Consider the following 15709-nt stretch of genomic DNA (forward strand, 5'->3'; position numbering starts at 1 on the left):
CGTTTCGTCCGTGCCCCGTTCTTTTTCCAACCCTCGTCCACGCCATGAAATCTCCTCGCCGCGCCGCGGTCTCCATCCTCCGCGCCTGGTCCAAGGGTCACGTTTACGCCGAAGGCCTGATCGAGCGCCACGCGTCCCGCAACGGCCTCTCCTCGGCCGACCGGGCCCTGTTGAATGCCATCGTCCTCGGCGTGCTGCGCAACCTGCGGCTCCTCGACCACTGGATCGCCGGCCTGCGCAAGGGCAAGCTCGACGACGAAACCCGCGACATCCTGCGGGTCGGCCTGTGCCAGCTCCTGATCCTCGAACTACCGGACCACGCGGCGGTCTTTGAAACCGTCGAGCTCGGCAAGAGCTCGGTGCGTGGCCTGATCAACGCCGTGCTGCGTCGCGCTGCCTCATCGAAGAAGAAGCTGCTCGACCTGGAGGAATTGCCACCTGAGGTCCGCCATTCCCACCCCGACTGGTTGTTCAAGCGCTGGAGCGCGGCCTTCGGCGAGGAGGAGGCGATCGCGTTGATGGCCTTCAACAACCAGCCCGCCCCGACATTCGCCCGGATCAACCCGCTGGCGGCGGATGCCCCCGCCCCGCCCGAGGACCCGGACCTGCCGCCCGGCTTCATGCGGATCGAAGGCCAGGTCCCGGGCGAGCTTCTCGGCAAGGGCGCCATCTACATCCAGGATCCCGCCACCCGCCACTCCGTCGAGCTGCTCGATCCCCGGCCCGGCGAAAAGATCCTCGATGCCTGCGCCGCGCCCGGCGGCAAGGCCTTCCTCATCGCCGCGGCCCAAGGCGGGGGCAAGGACCTGCTGTGCACCGACTCCAACGAAAAGCGCCTGCCCCGCTTGCGGGAGAACCTCGGGCGCCTCCACTGCGGCGACGCGGCCGTCGAGCCCCACGACTGGAGCCTGCCGGCACCGGAGCAGTGGCATGGCGCCTTCGATGCCATCCTGCTCGACGTCCCGTGCTCGAACACCGGCGTGTTCCGCCGCCGCGTCGATGTCCGCTGGCGCCTCCGGTCGCAGGATATCGCCGAGTTGACCAAGCTGCAGCGGAAGATCCTCGAAAACGCCCTGCCCTGCCTGAAGCCGGGCGGCCGCTTGGTCTACTCGACTTGCTCGATCGAAGCGGAAGAGAACGCGGACCTCATCGCCAGCGTGCTTGCCGATCACCCCGAGCTCCGCCTCGAATCCAGCCGCCAGGTGACCCCCCAGGCCGACGGAACCGACGGCGCCTACGCCGCCCGGCTGGTCCTCTCCTGATTCAGCCGGGATGGCCGTCCACCCGCGCAAAAACCCGACCTTGCCGGTTCAGGAGAAAACTGAACACTGGTGCCCGAACGTCTTCCGATGAAATCCTGTTTCGGCCTGCTTATTGCCCTGACCATCCTCTTCGCCGTGATCGGCACCGGCGCTGCCATCTGGTATCTGAGCAGCACCGCGGAGTTTTCCAAGCAGACGGCACCCGCGGCACCCTGAGTGACCGATTGCCCGCCGTCGCGCCTCAAAGCATCCGCATCATGAGCGATCCGGCCGCGATCCAGCGCGACGACGGGACATTTGGTTGGCTTTGCCCTCTCGGGGGGAGAAATGGACTCGCCGAAATTGGAACGCCGGCAAGCTACCCGGATCCCACTGCCGGGCCTAGTCCCCTGATCCGGGGGTAACCGCCCCCTCCCCCGTCCGGAAGCTGGCGATCAACTCCGCCTGGGAGTGGACCCCGAAGTGCCGGAAGATATCCTTCACGTAGCCGTCCAGGGTGTGCACTGAGATCTTCAGGGCAGCCGCCATCTCTTTGCGGGATTGACCCTCAAGCACCAGATTCAAGACGGTGCGCCGCCGGGGTGACAACTTTGGCAGAGTTTCGTTCTGATCCTCCGTCCAACCCAGCGCGTGGAGCCAGGTCAACTCCGTCATGAGGAGATGGGTGATATGCGCCTCCCGCGGATCGAAGGGCCGGCTGTCAGAGGAACGATAAATCCCCACCGCGCTGTAATCGCCCGTTTCCAAGGGACACACCGACAGCAGCAAGTCGCCGACTCCCGCCTCGTTCCACATCCGCTTTGTCTCCGGCGATTCGAAACGGCCGTCGAAGTCCATCTGCCGCCGGGTCCGGGTCATGTGGACTTTCGTCTCCTCCAGCTCGCGGGCAAAGTAGGTGAACACATGCCAGGATCCGGGGAACTCGACGGCGGCGAGAAGCTTCGCGAACAGCCCGTCCTCGAACCCGCCGTGCGAAACCGCGGTGTAACTCGGCCGTCCGTCCGGCCCGTTGGGGTTGGCCACCGACCACCACCACCGGTCCGCTCCGAGCAGCTTGAGCAAGCCGTTCATGAGCTTGCGCCGCTTCTCGATCATCCCGCCCCGCATCGCGGCAACTTCTCCCACCAAGCGAATCATCGACCGGACTTCCGACTCACTAAGCACAGGTGCAGACATGGATTTTCAACTCCGGGAAGTTCCGGATACCGACATGTTGCGCCTTCCTGCCAACACCCGGGCAACCGAATTCATGTCATTTGGTTCTTTCCACCAACTTTCCTCTGCATCCGATACATGATGCGATGCCTTTGTGCCTACATGCTACCATGAATTATCAAGCAACCGGAACCACTCCCGGTTCATGTCCCTTGGTCCGCGCCGCTGAACTCTCCGCAGCAGCCCCCCCGGTCATGCAGGCAGGGAGCGCACCAGGCGACGCCATCCACCACGATCGCCGACTCCCCGCCACAGGCGTCGCAGGTCCGCTCATCGTCATCCGCGCTCGACATGCCCGGATCGTGACACCGGGCGCCGGCATGGCACGGAGAAAGGGTCCTGGCACGAAAAAGGCCCGGCCTCCCTTGCGGAAGACCGGGCCCGTGAAGGAACTGGCGGGGATCAGGCTTCGACGCCTTCCTCTTCGGCAGCCTTGGCCTTCTCCTCGCGGAGCACGGCGCGGCGGCTCATCTTGACGCGGCCCTTTTCGTCTACGCCGAGGCACTTGGCGGTGATCATCTCGCCCTTCTTGACGACGTCCTCCACCTTCTCGGTGCGGCCTTCGGCCAGCTCGGAGACGTGGATCAGGCCGTCCTTGCCGGGCAGGACTTCCATGAAGGCACCGAAGTTGGTGATGCTGACCACCTTGCCGGTGTAGACCTTGCCCACTTCGATTTCCTGGAACATCCGGTCGATCAGCGCCTTCGCACGCTCCAGGCCTTCCTGCTTGGAGGCGTAGATGTGGACGGTGCCGTCATCCTCGATGTTCAGCTCGGCACCGGACTCGGCCTGGATGCCCTTGATGTTCTTGCCGCCAGGCCCGATCAGCTCGCCGATGCGGTCGGCCGGGATCTTGACGGAGACGATGCGCGGGGCGTGCGGGCTGAGGTCCTGCGGACCATGAACGGCTTCGTCCATCTTGGCGATGATCGTGCCGCGGGCATCCTTGGCCATGCGGATCGCTTCCTCGAGGATCGAGAGCGGCAGGCCGGGGAGCTTCAGGTCAAGCTGGTAGCCGGTGACGCCGGCTTCGGTACCACAAAGCTTGAAGTCCATGTCCCCGTAGAAGTCTTCCGACCCGATGATGTCGAGCAGCGCCTTGTGCTCCTTGAGGGTGCCGTCCTCGTTCCAGTCGGTCACCAGACCGACCGAGATGCCGGCCACCGGGGCCTTGAGCGGCACACCGGCGCAAAGCAGCGACATGGTGCCGGCGCAGACCGTGGCCATCGAGGTGGAACCGTTCGATTCCATGACTTCCGACGACACGCGCATGGCGTACGGGAAATCCTCGACGTCCGGGATGACCGGGGCGATCGAGCGTTCGGCGAGGGCGCCGTGGCCGATTTCGCGGCGGTTGATGCCACCCATGCGGCCGCACTCACCCACCGAGAACGGAGGGAAGTTGTAGTGGAGGATGAAGCGCTTGCTGTCCTCACCACCGGCGTAGTTGTCGAAGAATTGTTTCTCGTCAGCCGGGGCCAGGGTGCAGATGCCGAGCGCCTGGGTCTCGCCGCGGGCGAAGATGGCGGAACCGTGGACGCGGGGCAGCGAGTTGGCTTCGGAGAACAGCGGGCGGAGCTCGCCGACCTGACGGCCGTCGGCACGCACGCCTTTTTCCATGATCGAAAGGCGGAAGGCCTTCTTCTGGATGTATTCGAAGACCTGCTCGATTTCGAACTCGGTGGTTTCGGGATACTTTTCCATGATCGCCGCTTCCACCTCGTCGCGGAGAGCGCCGACCTTCTTGCCGCGCTCGACCTTGGACGGCGCGTAGATGGCGTCCTCGATGCGGTCGCCGGCGACGGCGTAGCCGACTTCCAGGAGCTCGTCCTTGGCGACGGTCACGGTGTAGTCGCGCTTCGGCTTGCCGGCGAGGCGGACCAGTTCTTCCTGGGCTTCGACGAGCTTCTGCACGGCGGCCTGGGCGAAGTGGAGGGCCTTGATGAACTCCTCTTCCGGGAGCTGGTCGGCGGCGCCTTCGATCATGATGACATCGGTCTTGTTGCCGACGTAGATCAGGTCGAGGTCGCTTTCCTCGCGCTCGTCGAAGGTCGGGTTGATGACGAATTCACCATCGACGCGGCCGACGCGCACGGCGCCGATCGGGCCGGCGAACGGGATGTCGGAGATCGCGAGGGCGGCCGAGGCGCCGTTCATCGCGAGGATATCGGAATCGTTGATCTGGTCCGCGGAGAGCAGGAGGGCAACGATCTGGGTTTCGTAAAGGTAGCCCTTGGGGAAAAGCGGCCGCAGCGGGCGGTCGGTCATCCGGCAGGTCAGGATTTCCTTCTCGGTGGGGCGGCCTTCGCGCTTGAAGTAACCGCCGGGGAACTGGCCGGCAGCGGAGGCTTTTTCCTTGTACTCGACCGAAAGCGGGAACCAGGTCTGGCCGGCGCGCACTTTGGTTTGGGAAACGGCGGTCACGATGACCACGGTCTCGCCGCAGGTGACGACGACGGCGCCGTCGGCCAGCTTGGCGAGCTTGCCCGTTTCGATGGTGATGGGGTTCGAGCCGACCTGGCTCGTGACGGTATGGATATTCATCTTGTCTGTCTTCTGTTCAATGTGAGCCCGCCCGACGACGTGCCAGACGGGTGCTTGGCTTTCGGACAGTCCCCAAATTCAAGAAAGTGGTGATGGGCTGTCCGACGGCGGAAGGGAAAACGGTTCCCGGAGCCCGCCGTTTCATGCACGACGGCCACGGGGTGAACCGTGGCCGTCGGAGGAAAGGGTTACTTGCGGAGGTTGAGGCCGGCGAGCAACTTCTGGTAGCGCTCTTCGGAGTTGGCCTTCACGTAGTCGAGCAGCTTGCGGCGCTGGGCGACCAGTTTGAGGAGTCCGCGGCGGGACGAGCTGTCCTTCTTGTGCTCGCCGAGGTGGGCGGTCAGGTGGACGATGCGCTTGGTCAGCAGGGCAACTTGGTAATCGGCGCTGCCGGTGTCGGTTTCGTGGGCCTTGAAGTCCGCGGGATTGATGGTGCTTTCGCTCATGGATATGGTCAGTTTGGTCCCGCCGACTTGGCCGGGCCACCCTTGTTCGGGACCGCGGAAGAAAGCGGAATCCGCGGCTTTTGCAAGCACGGAATCACGATTCCCCCCGCGCGTCGCCCTCCCGCATCGCCTTCACCGCCAGGTCGGAACCATAGACCATGACCACGTCTCCGGGATGGATGACCACGTGCTTGTCGGGCGCCCCGGCGAAAGTCCCGTCGGCCCGGTGGATGCCGAGAATCACCAATCCGTCGTCGGACGGCCTCGATTCGTGCAGCGCTTTGCCGGCGTAGGGATGCCCCTCCCACATCTCCACCTCCGACACGGAGAATCCCTCCTTCACATGCAGCAGCACCTCGTAGTCGAGCGCTCGGATCACCCCGGCCCGGGTCAACATCCGGCACATCAGGGCGTCGAGCGGGCGCTTCACAAGCTTGATATTCAAGGCCAGCCCGAAAGCGACCGCCCCGGCCAGAAACAACAGCGCGGTCAGCCAGAAGTGTCCCTCCGCATCGCGGGTCTGGACCAAGGTGACCACCAGGGTCGCGAGGGCCGAGGTCAGGCCGATGTTGCCGGCAATGATCAGGTGGAGAATGATCCGCCGCCGCACCGGATGGTCGACCACCATTTCCGCCTCGCGGGTGGTGAAGCCAACCCCGAAAAACGCGGAGGCCGCCTGGAACACCGCCGCCGAGCGGGACATGCCGGTCAGCACCAGCGCATTGGCCCCGAGTTGCACCAGCAGCAGCGCAACCACGACGATGATGAGCAGGGCAATCAGCGAGACCATGTCAGATTCGGGATAAGAGAGCAGACAGGCGTTCCTCGAGCATCCCCGTCAGCGGCGTTGCGCCACCCTTGGCCGGCAGTTGCCCGGATTCGAGCAATTCGCTGACCGGGATCGGCTCGTCCGCCACCACCCGTGCGGTCCTCGCCACCGGATAATTCGGGAACCCCAGTAAATCCTCCTCCAGCTTCATGATCGTTTCCGCCCGTCGGTCCAAGGTCTGTTCCGCCAGCAGGTAATCCCCGATGTAGCTGTGCGCCTGGAGCGCGGTGAACACCCGGTCGAGATCGTCGAGAAACCGGCTCCGTTCCGCCTCCGGCAGCGGGTTCGCCGCGTCGAGGAGCCGGCGCCGGATGCGATAACGCTGGGCTCTCACCCGCTCCGGCGCGGTGACGGCCTTCGGATCGCTCCCCTGGCGCGCCTCGACATCGGCCAGGAGCCTTTCGCAAAAGGACGCTAGGCGGTCCTGCAGGGAGCCGTGACCGGTGTCGCCGGTGTGTTCCATTTCCTTCAAGCCGAGGAGGCCGGTTCCCAAGCGCAAGATCCGCTCGTCGACTTCCAGCGCCGGGCGCGGGGTCCAGCCGATGCGGTCCTCGAGGATCGACAGCCGGTCGCTGAAGGTCGCCGCCACCGCCGGATCGTGGCGGAAGCGGATCCCCACCGGCACCAGGAAGGCCTTTTTCCGATCCTTGAGGCGGGCCGCCGCCTTCAACAGGATCGACGCCACTCCCTCATGCAAGGGATCGAGCCGCTCGTGATGGTGGTAAATTTCGCCCTCCGGGTAGATCACCATCGGGTCGCTGCTGGACTCCAGCAGCCCGATCGCCGTCTTGATCGCGGAAAGATCGGGTCCGTCCCGGTCGACCGAGAACACCCCCATCCGCTGCAGCACCCACGAACCGGCGTCGCTGATCTCGAACACTTCCCGGGCCGCCATGAAGTGCGCCCGCATGCCATGGCGCCCGATCAGCTGGATGATCACGTGGGGATCCGAGTGGTCGGCGTGGTTCGGGGCCAACAGCACGGCATGCCCCGCCCGTGACAGCTCCCTCACCCGCTCGAAGCCCTCGTCGTCGAGGGTCGTGACCCGGAATTTCCGCTCCAGGAAGATCCGCCGGTTCGCCCACATCCCGAACGGCCGGATCCAGCCGCAGGGCTTCGGCGGGCGGAAAGTATAGGGGAGGTCGTTGCGAAGCCGGCGCACCGACGGAGCTTGAAGCTCCGGCGAGGAAGTTCCAAGTGCCAAGAATCGACACCCCAGGCGCCCCTTTACGGGCTTACTGCCGGTTGAAGCGCGCCACCTCGCGCTGCGCCTCCCGCAGCTCGACCCTCTTTTTCAAGTCGTGCCGCTGGTCCCCGTGGGTCTTGCCCTTGCCGATGCCGAGCTCGACCTTCACGCGGCGGTTCTTCCAATACATCTTCAGGCAGGGCAACGAGGCCCCCTTCACGGCGGCCGCATGCTCCAGCTTGAGGATCTCCTTCTTGTGCATCAGCAGCCGGCGCGGACGGCGCGACTCGTGCTGGAACCACGTCGAGGCGGTCTCCCACGGCTGGATGTCACAGCCATAGAGGAAAATCTGGCCCTTCTCCACCCGCGCGAAGGCATCGGAGATATTCACCTTGCCGGCACGGATCGACTTCACCTCCGTGCCCTTCAATTCAAGGCCGGCCTCGTAGGTGTCCGAGATGTGGAAATCCCGGCGCGCCTTGCGGTTGCTGGAGATTTCCGCACTCATGCCCGTTCACGCCTGCTCCCGGCGCGTGGATCGCTCAGGGCGACTCCGTGGCACCACCGGCGACCAGACGGATCTTGCCCTCGATGATTTCGGTCAACGCGATGTCCGCCGCGCCCATGCTCGGGCGGGTGGGAATCAACGGCGAACGGCCGCTGTTCAATTGGCGGACCCGCTTGGAGACCATGTTGATAAGGATCAGCGGATCGCTGACAATCTCGGATGCCTTTTCGACAAGATCACTTTTCATGGATGTACCTGGAAACCGGGAATGGGCCTTCGGCTGCTCGATCGGAACGATATTATCGGGAGACATGCCTTGCCGTGAATTCCGTGACGGCCTGCCGCGGCCGGGAAGGCGGGAAAGACCAAATCAACCCCGTAATGACAAGGCTAAAAACCCCGATCCGGGGAAATTCACAGGAGATGGATGCCGAAGCGGCGCAAGACGAACACCGTGATCCAGAAAAATCCCGTCGTCAGCAGGCAGTTCACCCCGAGCGCCAGCCAGAAGCCCCAGCCGTTGCGCAGCATCCACGGCAGGATCAGGAACATCGGCAGGGTTGGAAGCACAAACCAGAAGGTCCCGGAGGAATGGTTGGCAATCCGCTCCGACGACTGGTTCTCCAGTTTCATCCACGCCATCGCCACCAGCGAGGTGAAGGGCAGCGCGATCAGCAGCGCCGACAGACGGTCGTTGAAGAGCTGGATTTTGGTCACCAAGAGGATGACACCGGCGGTGATCAACAGCTTGGCGGCGTCCTTTCCGGTGAAATTGAAGATCTGGTCCCAGGGAATCTTGTCCATGTCTGCTTGCGGTGGCGACGAAAGTCGCGGAAATACTGCGCCGTGCAACCTTTCCGTTTCATCATCCCCCTCGGCCTGGTGTTCGCGGCCTGCGGTCCGGCCTCGATGCAGGGCCAGGCGCCCGCCGCCCCTGCCGCCACCCAGCTGAGCGCGTCCCAGAAAGCCGCGATCGGCCGGAAAATCTGGCAAAACGAATGCGGCGGCACCGTCGACGGCCTGACCAGCTGGAATGCCGGGGAGGAATTCCCGTCGCTGGGGATCGGCCACTTCATCTGGTACCCCGCCGGTTTCAACGGCCGCTTCGAAGAGAGCTGGCCGCCTTTCATCGACTACGCCCGTCGCCAGGGCGCCCGGCCGCCGGCACTCGCGCTGGAGAAACGCGCCCCGTGGGCCAGCAAGGCGGCATTCCAGGCCGACTTCCGCAGCACCCGCATGCAGGAACTGCGCTCCTGGCTCGCCGCGAACGTGACCTTGCAAACCGACTTCATCATTGCCCGTTCCCGCGCCGCCCTGCCGAAGGTCCTCGCGGCGGCACCCGCGTCCGATCGCGGCCGACTGCAAGCCAACTACAACAAGGTCGCGGCCACCCCGAACGGCACCTACGCGCTGATCGACTACGTGAACTTCAAGGGCGACGGGACCCAGGCTTCCGAGCGCTACAACGGCAAGGGCTGGGGCCTGCTCCAGGTGCTCGGCAGCATGAAGGAAGTGCCCGCCGGCCAGGCCGCCGCCGCGGAATTCGCCGCCAGCGCCAAGCGCATGCTCGACCGGCGGATCTCCAACGCGCCGCCCGCCCGCGGCGAAGCCCGCTGGCGCGAAGGCTGGCACAACCGGTGCAGCACCTACGCCCGCCCCCTCTGAACCCGCCCTTCGCCATGCCACCCACCCTGCCCATCCTCGTCACCACCACGGAGCAAGTCGCCGGCCGCCCGATCACCGCCACGCTCGGCGCGGTGACCGGATCGGTCGTGTGGTCGAAACACATCGGCCGCGACATCATGGCCGGTTTCAAAACCCTCGTCGGCGGCGAAATCCGCGGCTACACCGAGATGCTGGTCGAAGCCCGCGGGGTCGCCACCGGCCGGATGGTCGAACAAGCCCAGTCGATCGGGGCGGACGCCGTCGTTTGCACCCGCTTCGCCACTTCGGCGGTCATGCAGGGCATGTCGGAGGTCATCGCCTTCGGCACCGCGGTGAAACTCGGATGACCGGATGAAACGCGACCTTCCCGGGCTTTCTTGGCCGCGCCTGAACGATTCGTCGAACCAGGTCGCCTGCCACTTTTGCGACGCCTTGCAACAGGCGCCGCGCCTGCCCGAGGGGGATGCCGCCCACTGCTGCCGCTGCGGCGAGCTGATCTACCAGAACCGCCCGCGCTCGCTCGCCCGGGCCACCGGATTCTCTTCCGCCGCGCTGGTCTTCATGCTGATCGCCCACCTCTTTCCCTGCATCACCCTGCAAGCCGGCGGCACCCGCACGGCGCTCACCATCGTCGAGGCGGCGATGACCTTTTATCACGATGGCAGCCCGCTGATTGCCATCGCCGCCATCGTTTTCACCGTCGTCGCACCGCTCACCCTGGTCGGCGGATTGCTCTACGTCGCGGCGCCCCTGCGCTTCGGCATCGCCCTGCCGGGCGCCGTAACGGTCACCCGCATCTTCCAGCTGTCAGAGCCTTGGAGCATGGTGGAAGTTTTCCTCGTCGGCATCCTTGTCGCCCTGTTGAAACTTGGCTCGGTCGGCCATATCCACCTCGGCACCGGCCTGTGGGCGCTCGCCGGGCTGGTCCTGTGCACCGCCTGCGCGATGGCCGGGATCGACCGCCTCGAACTCTGGGATCGCCTCGAAATCGCCCTCGCCCGCTCAAAATGACGCCACCCCGCAGTGCCGCCGCCGACGGTCTCGCCTCCTGCCACCTGTGCGGGAAGGTCAGCCCGGTCACGCTCGGGCATTGCCCGCGCTGCCACAGCACCCTGCACCTCAGGAAGCCTCACAGCCTGGCCCGCACCTGGGCCTTCCTGGTCGCCGCGCTGGCCTTCTACCTGCCGGCCAACCTGCTCCCGATGATGACCATCGGCGGCTTCGGCGGCGACTCCAGCGACACCATCATGTCGGGCGTCATCAATTTCTGGCACAAGGGCGACACGCTCGTCGCCGCGATCATCTTCACCGCCAGCATCCTGATCCCGATCCTCAAGATGCTGGCGCTGGTCTGGCTCTGCCTCGCCGCTTCGGGCGTCACCGCGGCATCCCCGAAAGCCCTGTCCCGACTCTACCACCTCACCGAGCTGGTCGGCCGCTGGTCGATGGTCGATGTCTTCGTCGTCGCCATCCTGGTCTGCCTGGTGCAGATCGGCGCGATTTCCACCGTCACCCCCGGCCCCGCAATCGTTTCCTTTGCAGCCGTCGTCGTCCTGACCATGTTCGCCGCCATGAGCTTCGACCCCCGCCTGCTGTGGGACCGCCAGCACGGCATCGTGGTCGATGAACCTGCAGACCTCGCCGCCACCCATGAGTGAAGAATCCGACGAACCGCGCGCCATTGTCCGCCGTCGCCGCCGCTGGAGCAGCGTCTGGGTCGTGCCCATCGTCGCCCTGCTGGTCGCCGGCTGGCTGGTTTGGAAGAACTACCACGACAAGGGACCCCTGGTCTTTGTCACCTTCGAAACCGCCGACAGCATCGTCGCCGGCACCACCGAGGTCCGCTGCCGCTCCGTCCGCATCGGCATGGTCGAGCGCATCGATCTCGCCCCCGACCTCCAGTCGGTCATCGTCGAGCTGCGCATCGAACCGAAGTCGGAAGACCTGCTCCGCAAGAACAGCCGGCTGTGGGTCGTCAAACCGCGCATTTCCACCAACAGCATCTCCGGCATCGGCACGATCTTCAGCGGTTCCTACATCGAGCTCGAACCCGGCGACGGTCCGGCCAACACCCATCATTACCAGGGCCTCGAGGAGCCACCCGTCACCAGTTCCAACATCCCCGGGCTCCGTCTCACCTTGATCTCCGAGGAAGCCGGCTCCCTGTCGGTCGGTTCGCCGATCTATTACCGCGGCTTCGAGGTCGGGCGCGTCGAGCGCCGCACGCTCGACATCAAGAACCGCCGCATCCGCTTCGACGTCTTCATCGAGGACGACTACGCCTCGCTGGTGAAGGATGGGACCTGCTTCTGGAATACCAGTGGCATCGATGTCACCGCCGGTGCCGACGGCTTCAAGCTCAGCACGCCGTCGTTCCAGGCCATGGTGTCCGGCGGGGCCTCGTTCGCGGTGCCGAAAGGCGGCACGCCGGGCAATCCCATCCTCGACGGCGCGGTATTCACGCTCTACCCCGACGAGTCCGAAGCCCGGAAATCGGTCTTCAAGCCGGATCACCGCTGCCTGGTCTTCTTCGACCAATCGGTCCGCGGCCTGACGGTCGGCGCCCCGGTCGAGTACCGTGGCATCCAGATCGGTCGGGTGGACGAGATCAGCTTCGACTACTCGCCGCTCGGCGACTCGCGCGTCCCGGTGCTGATCGAGATCGACACCTCCACCCTCAACAAGGCCGTGGAAGACGTGAAGGACGAGGGCAAGATCCTGGCCGAATCGGTCCGCCGCGGCCTCCGCGCCACCCTCAGCACCGGCTCGCTGCTGACCGGCGCGCTCTACATCGATCTCGACTTCGCCAGCAACCCGTTCCCCGCCGAGCTCAGCCGCTACGGCGACTTCGATGTCATCCCCACCGAGTCGTCGGGCCTCGCCCGCCTGCAGGACAAGGTCGATGCCATCCTTGCCAAGATCGAGGCCCTGCCGCTGGAAGAAACCCTCACCAAGTTCGGCAACACCGCCGACGAGATCACGATCACCGTCAAGGACCTCCGTGGCACCCTCAGTGAGGCCGAAGGGGCCCTGGCGGAAGCCCGCGAGCTGCTCGCCCGCGACGAAACCCAGAACCTGACCGCCGAACTCGACGCCACCCTCAAGGAGGTGCGCGCCTCGGTCGCCAGCCTCGGCCCGGAGGGAGCGATGCAGGGCGACCTCGCCCGCACCCTCGACGAGCTCCGCGCCGCCCTCCGCTCCTTCAAGGTCCTTTCCGATTCCATCGAGGAAAAACCCAACTCCCTGCTCTTCGGCCGCGAAGGCAGCGGCGACCCGATCCCGCGCGCGAAGCGCTGAAGTTCCAGGTGCCAATGAGACACCCGAAAGCCCCGCCATCGGTTCTTCCCGTCACACGACATCCGTCATTCTGAATTCCACCTTCGTCATCTCATGCGCCCGCTCGCCCTTGTCATTGCCCTCCTTCTCGCCGCCTGCGCCGCGCCCAAATCCTTCTATGTCCTGACGCCCGAGGGCCCGCCCCCGGCCGGCGGCGGCATGACCATCGGCGTCGGTCCGGTCTCGCTCGCCGGTTACCTCGACCGCGCCAACCTGGTGTTCCAGGAAAGCGGCAATCGCATGGCGGTCGCAGAGTCCCACCGCTGGGCCGGCGACCTCGAGGAAAACATCGCCCGCGTCACCGCCACCAACCTCGGGCGCCGCCTCGGCACCGGCAATGTCCGCACCTACCCCTGGGGCAGCGATGGCGAGCTCCGTTACCAGATCTCCCTCGACATCCGCCAGCTCCACGGCACCAGCAACGGTGACGCGGTGATCGACGCCGCCTGGCGCGTCTACTCCCTTCCCGACCGCCGCATGATCGCCTCGAAGTCCTGGTCCGGCAGCGAACCCATGAACGCCGACGGCTACGACGAACTGGCGGCCGCCCAGTCCCGCCTGCTGGCCCGGCTCGCGACGGAAATCGCCGCCACCCTGCGCTAGCGCCCTCGCCGGAGAGATCAATTCGTCATGTTTTCTCCAAAAAAGAGAATATATCGCTCTTTTTTGTCGTCGTCGGGCCGTGAAAGCGGCTGATTGACGACCATGAATTCGATCAGCCGCCGCCTGCTCCTGAAGTTGACGCCCCTGCTCTTCTGGCGCGGCTCCACGACCTCCCTGCTCGCCGCGTCCGAGCCGCCGGGCCCCGTCTTCGGCACGCGTTTTCCCAATCTCGACTCCCTCTCGAACGGCGAGTGGTGGAAAGTCCTTCCGCCCAAGAACAACCCGCCCCCGTCACTCAAGGTGCCGCGCGACGAGGTCGTGGCCTTCGCGCTCTACACCCACGACCGCGGGGTCCTGAAGCTGACCGCCCAGCTGTTCCCGCTGATGCCCGGCGAAGCCCGCGAGGTGCGGCTCGAGCTCCAGCGAAACGGCGAATGGCAGGAAGCGGCGAAGGCCGAGGTCGTGGTTCCCGGCTGGAGCGCCCACTTCCGGATCGAAAACTGGGACAACACCCAAGACGTCCCCTACCGCGTGCGCCACGGCGGGGAGGCGATGTTCGACGGCCTGATCCGCCGCGACCCCGTCGACAAGGAGGAGATCGTCATCGCCAACATGTCGTGCAATTCCAGCCGCACCGGCGGCATGCGGCCGGAGATCGTCGAGCACCTGCTTCACCACGACCCCGACGTCTTGTTTTTCGCCGGCGACCAGACCTACCGGGAAACCGAACACACCGCGGGCTGGCTCGAGTTCGGCCTGCAATTCCGCGACGTCATCCGCAACCGGCCGACGATCTGCACGCCCGACGACCACGACATCGGCCAAGGCAACTTGTGGGGGGAAAACGGCCGCCAGAGCAAGACGCGGGCGGGCGCGGACGGCGGCTACTTCTTCCCCGCCGACTACGTGAACATGGTCCAGCGGCAGCAATCCTGGAGCCTGCCCGACCCCTACGACCCGACCCCGGTCGAACGCGGCATCACCGTCTATTACACCAACCTGCGGGTCGGCGGCGTCGATTTCGCGATCCTCGAGGATCGCAAGTTCAAGTCCGGCCCCGACGGCAAGATCCCGAAAATGGGCCCCCGCCCCGACCACATCAATGACCCGTCGTATGATCCGGGATCGATCGATGTCGCCGGCCTCGAACTGCTCGGCAAGCGCCAGGAAAAGTTTCTCCATGAATGGGGCCAGGACTGGTCGGGCGCGGAAATGAAGGTGGTGCTTTCGCAGACCGCGTTCTGCGGCGCCGTCCACATGCATGGCGGGCCGAAGAACCGGCTGCTCGCGGACCTCGACTGCAACGGCTGGCCTCAGACCCCGCGCAAGCGCGCGCTGGAGGAGATCCGCCGCTGCTGGGCCGTCCACCTCTGCGGCGACCAGCACCTCGCCGTCGTCACCAAGCAAGGCATCGAGGACTTCGGCGACGGTCCCTACGAGTTCACCAGCCCGGCGCTGGTCAACACGATCTACGGCCGCTGGTGGCATCCGCTCGACGAAAAGGCCGGCTCGAATCCGGTCCCCGGTAGCCCGCACCCGTGGACCGGCGACTTCCGCGACGGCCTTGGCAACAAGATCTCGATGCTCACTTACGCCAACCCGCCGGACATCAGCGACGAGAAGCAACGCGGCGACGGCTACGGCGTGGTCCGCTTCAACAAGAAGAAGCGCACCATCCGCTTCGAGTGCTGGCCGCGCTTCTCCGACGCCAAGGCCGGCGACAGCGGCCAGTTCCCGGGGTGGCCGGTCACCGTTCCCATGGCCGGCAACGACGGCCGCAAGGTCGCCGGCTATCTGCCCGAGTTCACCTTCGACGGCCTCGACAATCCGGTGGTCCAGGTCATCGAGGAGTCGTCGGGCGAAATCCTCTACACCGTCCGGATCCAGGGCAACCGCTTCCAGCCGCAGGTCTACTCGGCCGGGAGCCACACCCTCAGGGCCGGCAAGGACCGGCCCGACGCCATCGAGAAAACAGGACTCGCCGCGACAACCCGCGACGAAGCCGGCAAGCAAACCCTCACCGTCTGAGCGGAAACACCCCGCCGGGATCCCGGAGCACCGGCACTTCTCTAACGCCAAAAGGCTTGCCAGCCCGCCCCCTGCCACCTACCTCCC

At 65.5% G+C, this 15709-nt stretch carries 18 protein-coding genes; 9 read left to right on the forward strand and 9 right to left on the reverse strand.

Translation table 11 applies throughout. The features are described 5' to 3' along the window. Positions 1 to 44: 44 nt before the first annotated feature. Both IG178_RS20015 and IG178_RS25970 read left to right on the forward strand, forming a co-directional pair. Positions 45 to 1262 (forward strand): RsmB/NOP family class I SAM-dependent RNA methyltransferase, encoded by a 1218-nt coding sequence (locus IG178_RS20015; protein WP_193214361.1) that lies wholly within the window; start codon positions 45 to 47, stop codon positions 1260 to 1262. 87 nt (positions 1263 to 1349) lie between these two features. Then, positions 1350 to 1478: a hypothetical protein gene (locus tag IG178_RS25970; protein ID WP_255518995.1), complete on the forward strand. Its 129-nt coding sequence runs from the start codon at positions 1350 to 1352 to the stop codon at positions 1476 to 1478. A 165-nt stretch (positions 1479 to 1643) separates the two neighbouring features. Here the strand turns inward: IG178_RS25970 and IG178_RS20020 are convergent, their stop codons facing one another. The 9 genes from IG178_RS20020 to IG178_RS20060 all read right to left on the reverse strand — a co-directional run bounded on the left by IG178_RS20020 (position 1644) and on the right by IG178_RS20060 (position 8794). Next, positions 1644 to 2399: a helix-turn-helix transcriptional regulator gene (locus tag IG178_RS20020; protein ID WP_193214362.1), complete on the reverse strand. Its 756-nt coding sequence runs from the start codon at positions 2397 to 2399 to the stop codon at positions 1644 to 1646. Positions 2400 to 2620: 221 nt separating this feature from the next. Then, positions 2621 to 2770 carry a hypothetical protein gene (locus tag IG178_RS20025; protein WP_193214363.1) on the reverse strand — a complete coding sequence of 50 codons (150 nt, stop codon included), beginning with the start codon at positions 2768 to 2770 and terminating at the stop codon, positions 2621 to 2623. A 109-nt stretch (positions 2771 to 2879) separates the two neighbouring features. Then, on the reverse strand, positions 2880 to 5021 hold the full coding sequence (locus tag IG178_RS20030; protein WP_193214364.1) for a polyribonucleotide nucleotidyltransferase: 2142 nt from the start codon (positions 5019 to 5021) through the stop codon (positions 2880 to 2882). A gap of 188 nt (positions 5022 to 5209) precedes the next feature. Beyond that, a complete protein-coding gene (gene rpsO / locus IG178_RS20035) occupies positions 5210 to 5467 on the reverse strand; it encodes a 30S ribosomal protein S15 (protein ID WP_193214365.1) in 258 nt (85 codons plus the stop codon). Between the two features lie 94 nt (positions 5468 to 5561). Beyond that, on the reverse strand, positions 5562 to 6257 hold the full coding sequence (locus tag IG178_RS20040; protein ID WP_193214366.1) for a TrkA C-terminal domain-containing protein: 696 nt from the start codon (positions 6255 to 6257) through the stop codon (positions 5562 to 5564). A 1-nt stretch (position 6258) separates the two neighbouring features. Beyond that, positions 6259 to 7458: a 1-acyl-sn-glycerol-3-phosphate acyltransferase gene (locus IG178_RS20045; RefSeq protein ID WP_193214367.1), complete on the reverse strand. Its 1200-nt coding sequence runs from the start codon at positions 7456 to 7458 to the stop codon at positions 6259 to 6261. 73 nt (positions 7459 to 7531) lie between these two features. Then, on the reverse strand, positions 7532 to 7990 hold the full coding sequence (gene smpB / locus IG178_RS20050) for an SsrA-binding protein SmpB (RefSeq protein WP_193214368.1): 459 nt from the start codon (positions 7988 to 7990) through the stop codon (positions 7532 to 7534). A 34-nt stretch (positions 7991 to 8024) separates the two neighbouring features. Continuing rightward, positions 8025 to 8237, reverse strand: coding sequence for a DNA-directed RNA polymerase subunit omega (locus IG178_RS20055; RefSeq protein ID WP_193214369.1), 213 nt, complete (start codon positions 8235 to 8237; stop codon positions 8025 to 8027). 167 nt (positions 8238 to 8404) lie between these two features. Then, positions 8405 to 8794: a DUF3147 family protein gene (locus IG178_RS20060; RefSeq protein WP_226895621.1), complete on the reverse strand. Its 390-nt coding sequence runs from the start codon at positions 8792 to 8794 to the stop codon at positions 8405 to 8407. Positions 8795 to 8836: 42 nt separating this feature from the next. Here IG178_RS20060 and IG178_RS20065 point away from each other — a divergent pair, with 42 nt between their 5' ends. The 7 genes from IG178_RS20065 to IG178_RS20095 all read left to right on the forward strand — a co-directional run bounded on the left by IG178_RS20065 (position 8837) and on the right by IG178_RS20095 (position 15622). Next, a complete protein-coding gene (locus IG178_RS20065; RefSeq protein WP_193214370.1) occupies positions 8837 to 9655 on the forward strand; it encodes a hypothetical protein in 819 nt (272 codons plus the stop codon). Positions 9656 to 9687: 32 nt separating this feature from the next. Continuing rightward, positions 9688 to 10002 (forward strand): heavy metal-binding domain-containing protein, encoded by a 315-nt coding sequence (locus IG178_RS20070; protein WP_193214405.1) that lies wholly within the window; start codon positions 9688 to 9690, stop codon positions 10000 to 10002. 4 nt (positions 10003 to 10006) lie between these two features. Continuing rightward, complete coding sequence (locus IG178_RS20075; RefSeq protein WP_193214371.1) at positions 10007 to 10666, forward strand: paraquat-inducible protein A; 660 nt, start codon at positions 10007 to 10009, stop codon at positions 10664 to 10666. After that, positions 10663 to 11313, forward strand: coding sequence for a paraquat-inducible protein A (locus IG178_RS20080; RefSeq protein WP_193214372.1), 651 nt, complete (start codon positions 10663 to 10665; stop codon positions 11311 to 11313). Before IG178_RS20075 ends, IG178_RS20080 begins: the two co-directional genes overlap by 4 nt. Further along, positions 11306 to 12952 (forward strand): intermembrane transport protein PqiB, encoded by a 1647-nt coding sequence (gene pqiB, locus IG178_RS20085; protein WP_193214373.1) that lies wholly within the window; start codon positions 11306 to 11308, stop codon positions 12950 to 12952. The genes IG178_RS20080 and pqiB overlap by 8 nt, the downstream gene beginning before the upstream one ends. Positions 12953 to 13045: 93 nt before the next feature. Then, positions 13046 to 13594 carry a PqiC family protein gene (locus tag IG178_RS20090; RefSeq protein WP_193214374.1) on the forward strand — a complete coding sequence of 183 codons (549 nt, stop codon included), beginning with the start codon at positions 13046 to 13048 and terminating at the stop codon, positions 13592 to 13594. A gap of 102 nt (positions 13595 to 13696) precedes the next feature. Continuing rightward, entirely contained in the window at positions 13697 to 15622 is a 1926-nt protein-coding gene (locus IG178_RS20095; RefSeq protein WP_193214375.1) for an alkaline phosphatase D family protein, read from the forward strand. The last annotated feature ends 87 nt before the right edge of the window (positions 15623 to 15709 follow it).

The sequence above is a fragment of the Neoluteolibacter marinus genome, assembly GCF_014904755.1.
Lineage (GTDB): Bacteria > Verrucomicrobiota > Verrucomicrobiia > Verrucomicrobiales > Akkermansiaceae > Haloferula > Haloferula marina.

What these genes read in the sequence shown, in the direction of transcription:
- IG178_RS20015 (WP_193214361.1), top strand. Translation starts at nt 45, where the DNA reads ATGAAATCTCCTCGCCGCGCCGCGGTCTCCATCCTCCGCGCCTGGTCC.
- IG178_RS25970 (WP_255518995.1), top strand. Translation starts at nt 1,350, where the DNA reads ATGAAATCCTGTTTCGGCCTGCTTATTGCCCTGACCATCCTCTTCGCC.
- IG178_RS20020 (WP_193214362.1), bottom strand. Translation starts at nt 2,399, where the DNA reads ATGATTCGCTTGGTGGGAGAAGTTGCCGCGATGCGGGGCGGGATGATC.
- IG178_RS20025 (WP_193214363.1), bottom strand. Translation starts at nt 2,770, where the DNA reads ATGTCGAGCGCGGATGACGATGAGCGGACCTGCGACGCCTGTGGCGGG.
- IG178_RS20030 (WP_193214364.1), bottom strand. Translation starts at nt 5,021, where the DNA reads ATGAATATCCATACCGTCACGAGCCAGGTCGGCTCGAACCCCATCACC.
- rpsO (WP_193214365.1), bottom strand. Translation starts at nt 5,467, where the DNA reads ATGAGCGAAAGCACCATCAATCCCGCGGACTTCAAGGCCCACGAAACC.
- IG178_RS20040 (WP_193214366.1), bottom strand. Translation starts at nt 6,257, where the DNA reads ATGGTCTCGCTGATTGCCCTGCTCATCATCGTCGTGGTTGCGCTGCTG.
- smpB (WP_193214368.1), bottom strand. Translation starts at nt 7,990, where the DNA reads ATGAGTGCGGAAATCTCCAGCAACCGCAAGGCGCGCCGGGATTTCCAC.
- IG178_RS20055 (WP_193214369.1), bottom strand. Translation starts at nt 8,237, where the DNA reads ATGAAAAGTGATCTTGTCGAAAAGGCATCCGAGATTGTCAGCGATCCG.
- IG178_RS20060 (WP_226895621.1), bottom strand. Translation starts at nt 8,794, where the DNA reads ATGGACAAGATTCCCTGGGACCAGATCTTCAATTTCACCGGAAAGGAC.
- IG178_RS20075 (WP_193214371.1), top strand. Translation starts at nt 10,007, where the DNA reads ATGAAACGCGACCTTCCCGGGCTTTCTTGGCCGCGCCTGAACGATTCG.
- IG178_RS20080 (WP_193214372.1), top strand. Translation starts at nt 10,663, where the DNA reads ATGACGCCACCCCGCAGTGCCGCCGCCGACGGTCTCGCCTCCTGCCAC.
- pqiB (WP_193214373.1), top strand. Translation starts at nt 11,306, where the DNA reads ATGAGTGAAGAATCCGACGAACCGCGCGCCATTGTCCGCCGTCGCCGC.
- IG178_RS20090 (WP_193214374.1), top strand. Translation starts at nt 13,046, where the DNA reads ATGCGCCCGCTCGCCCTTGTCATTGCCCTCCTTCTCGCCGCCTGCGCC.
- IG178_RS20095 (WP_193214375.1), top strand. Translation starts at nt 13,697, where the DNA reads ATGAATTCGATCAGCCGCCGCCTGCTCCTGAAGTTGACGCCCCTGCTC.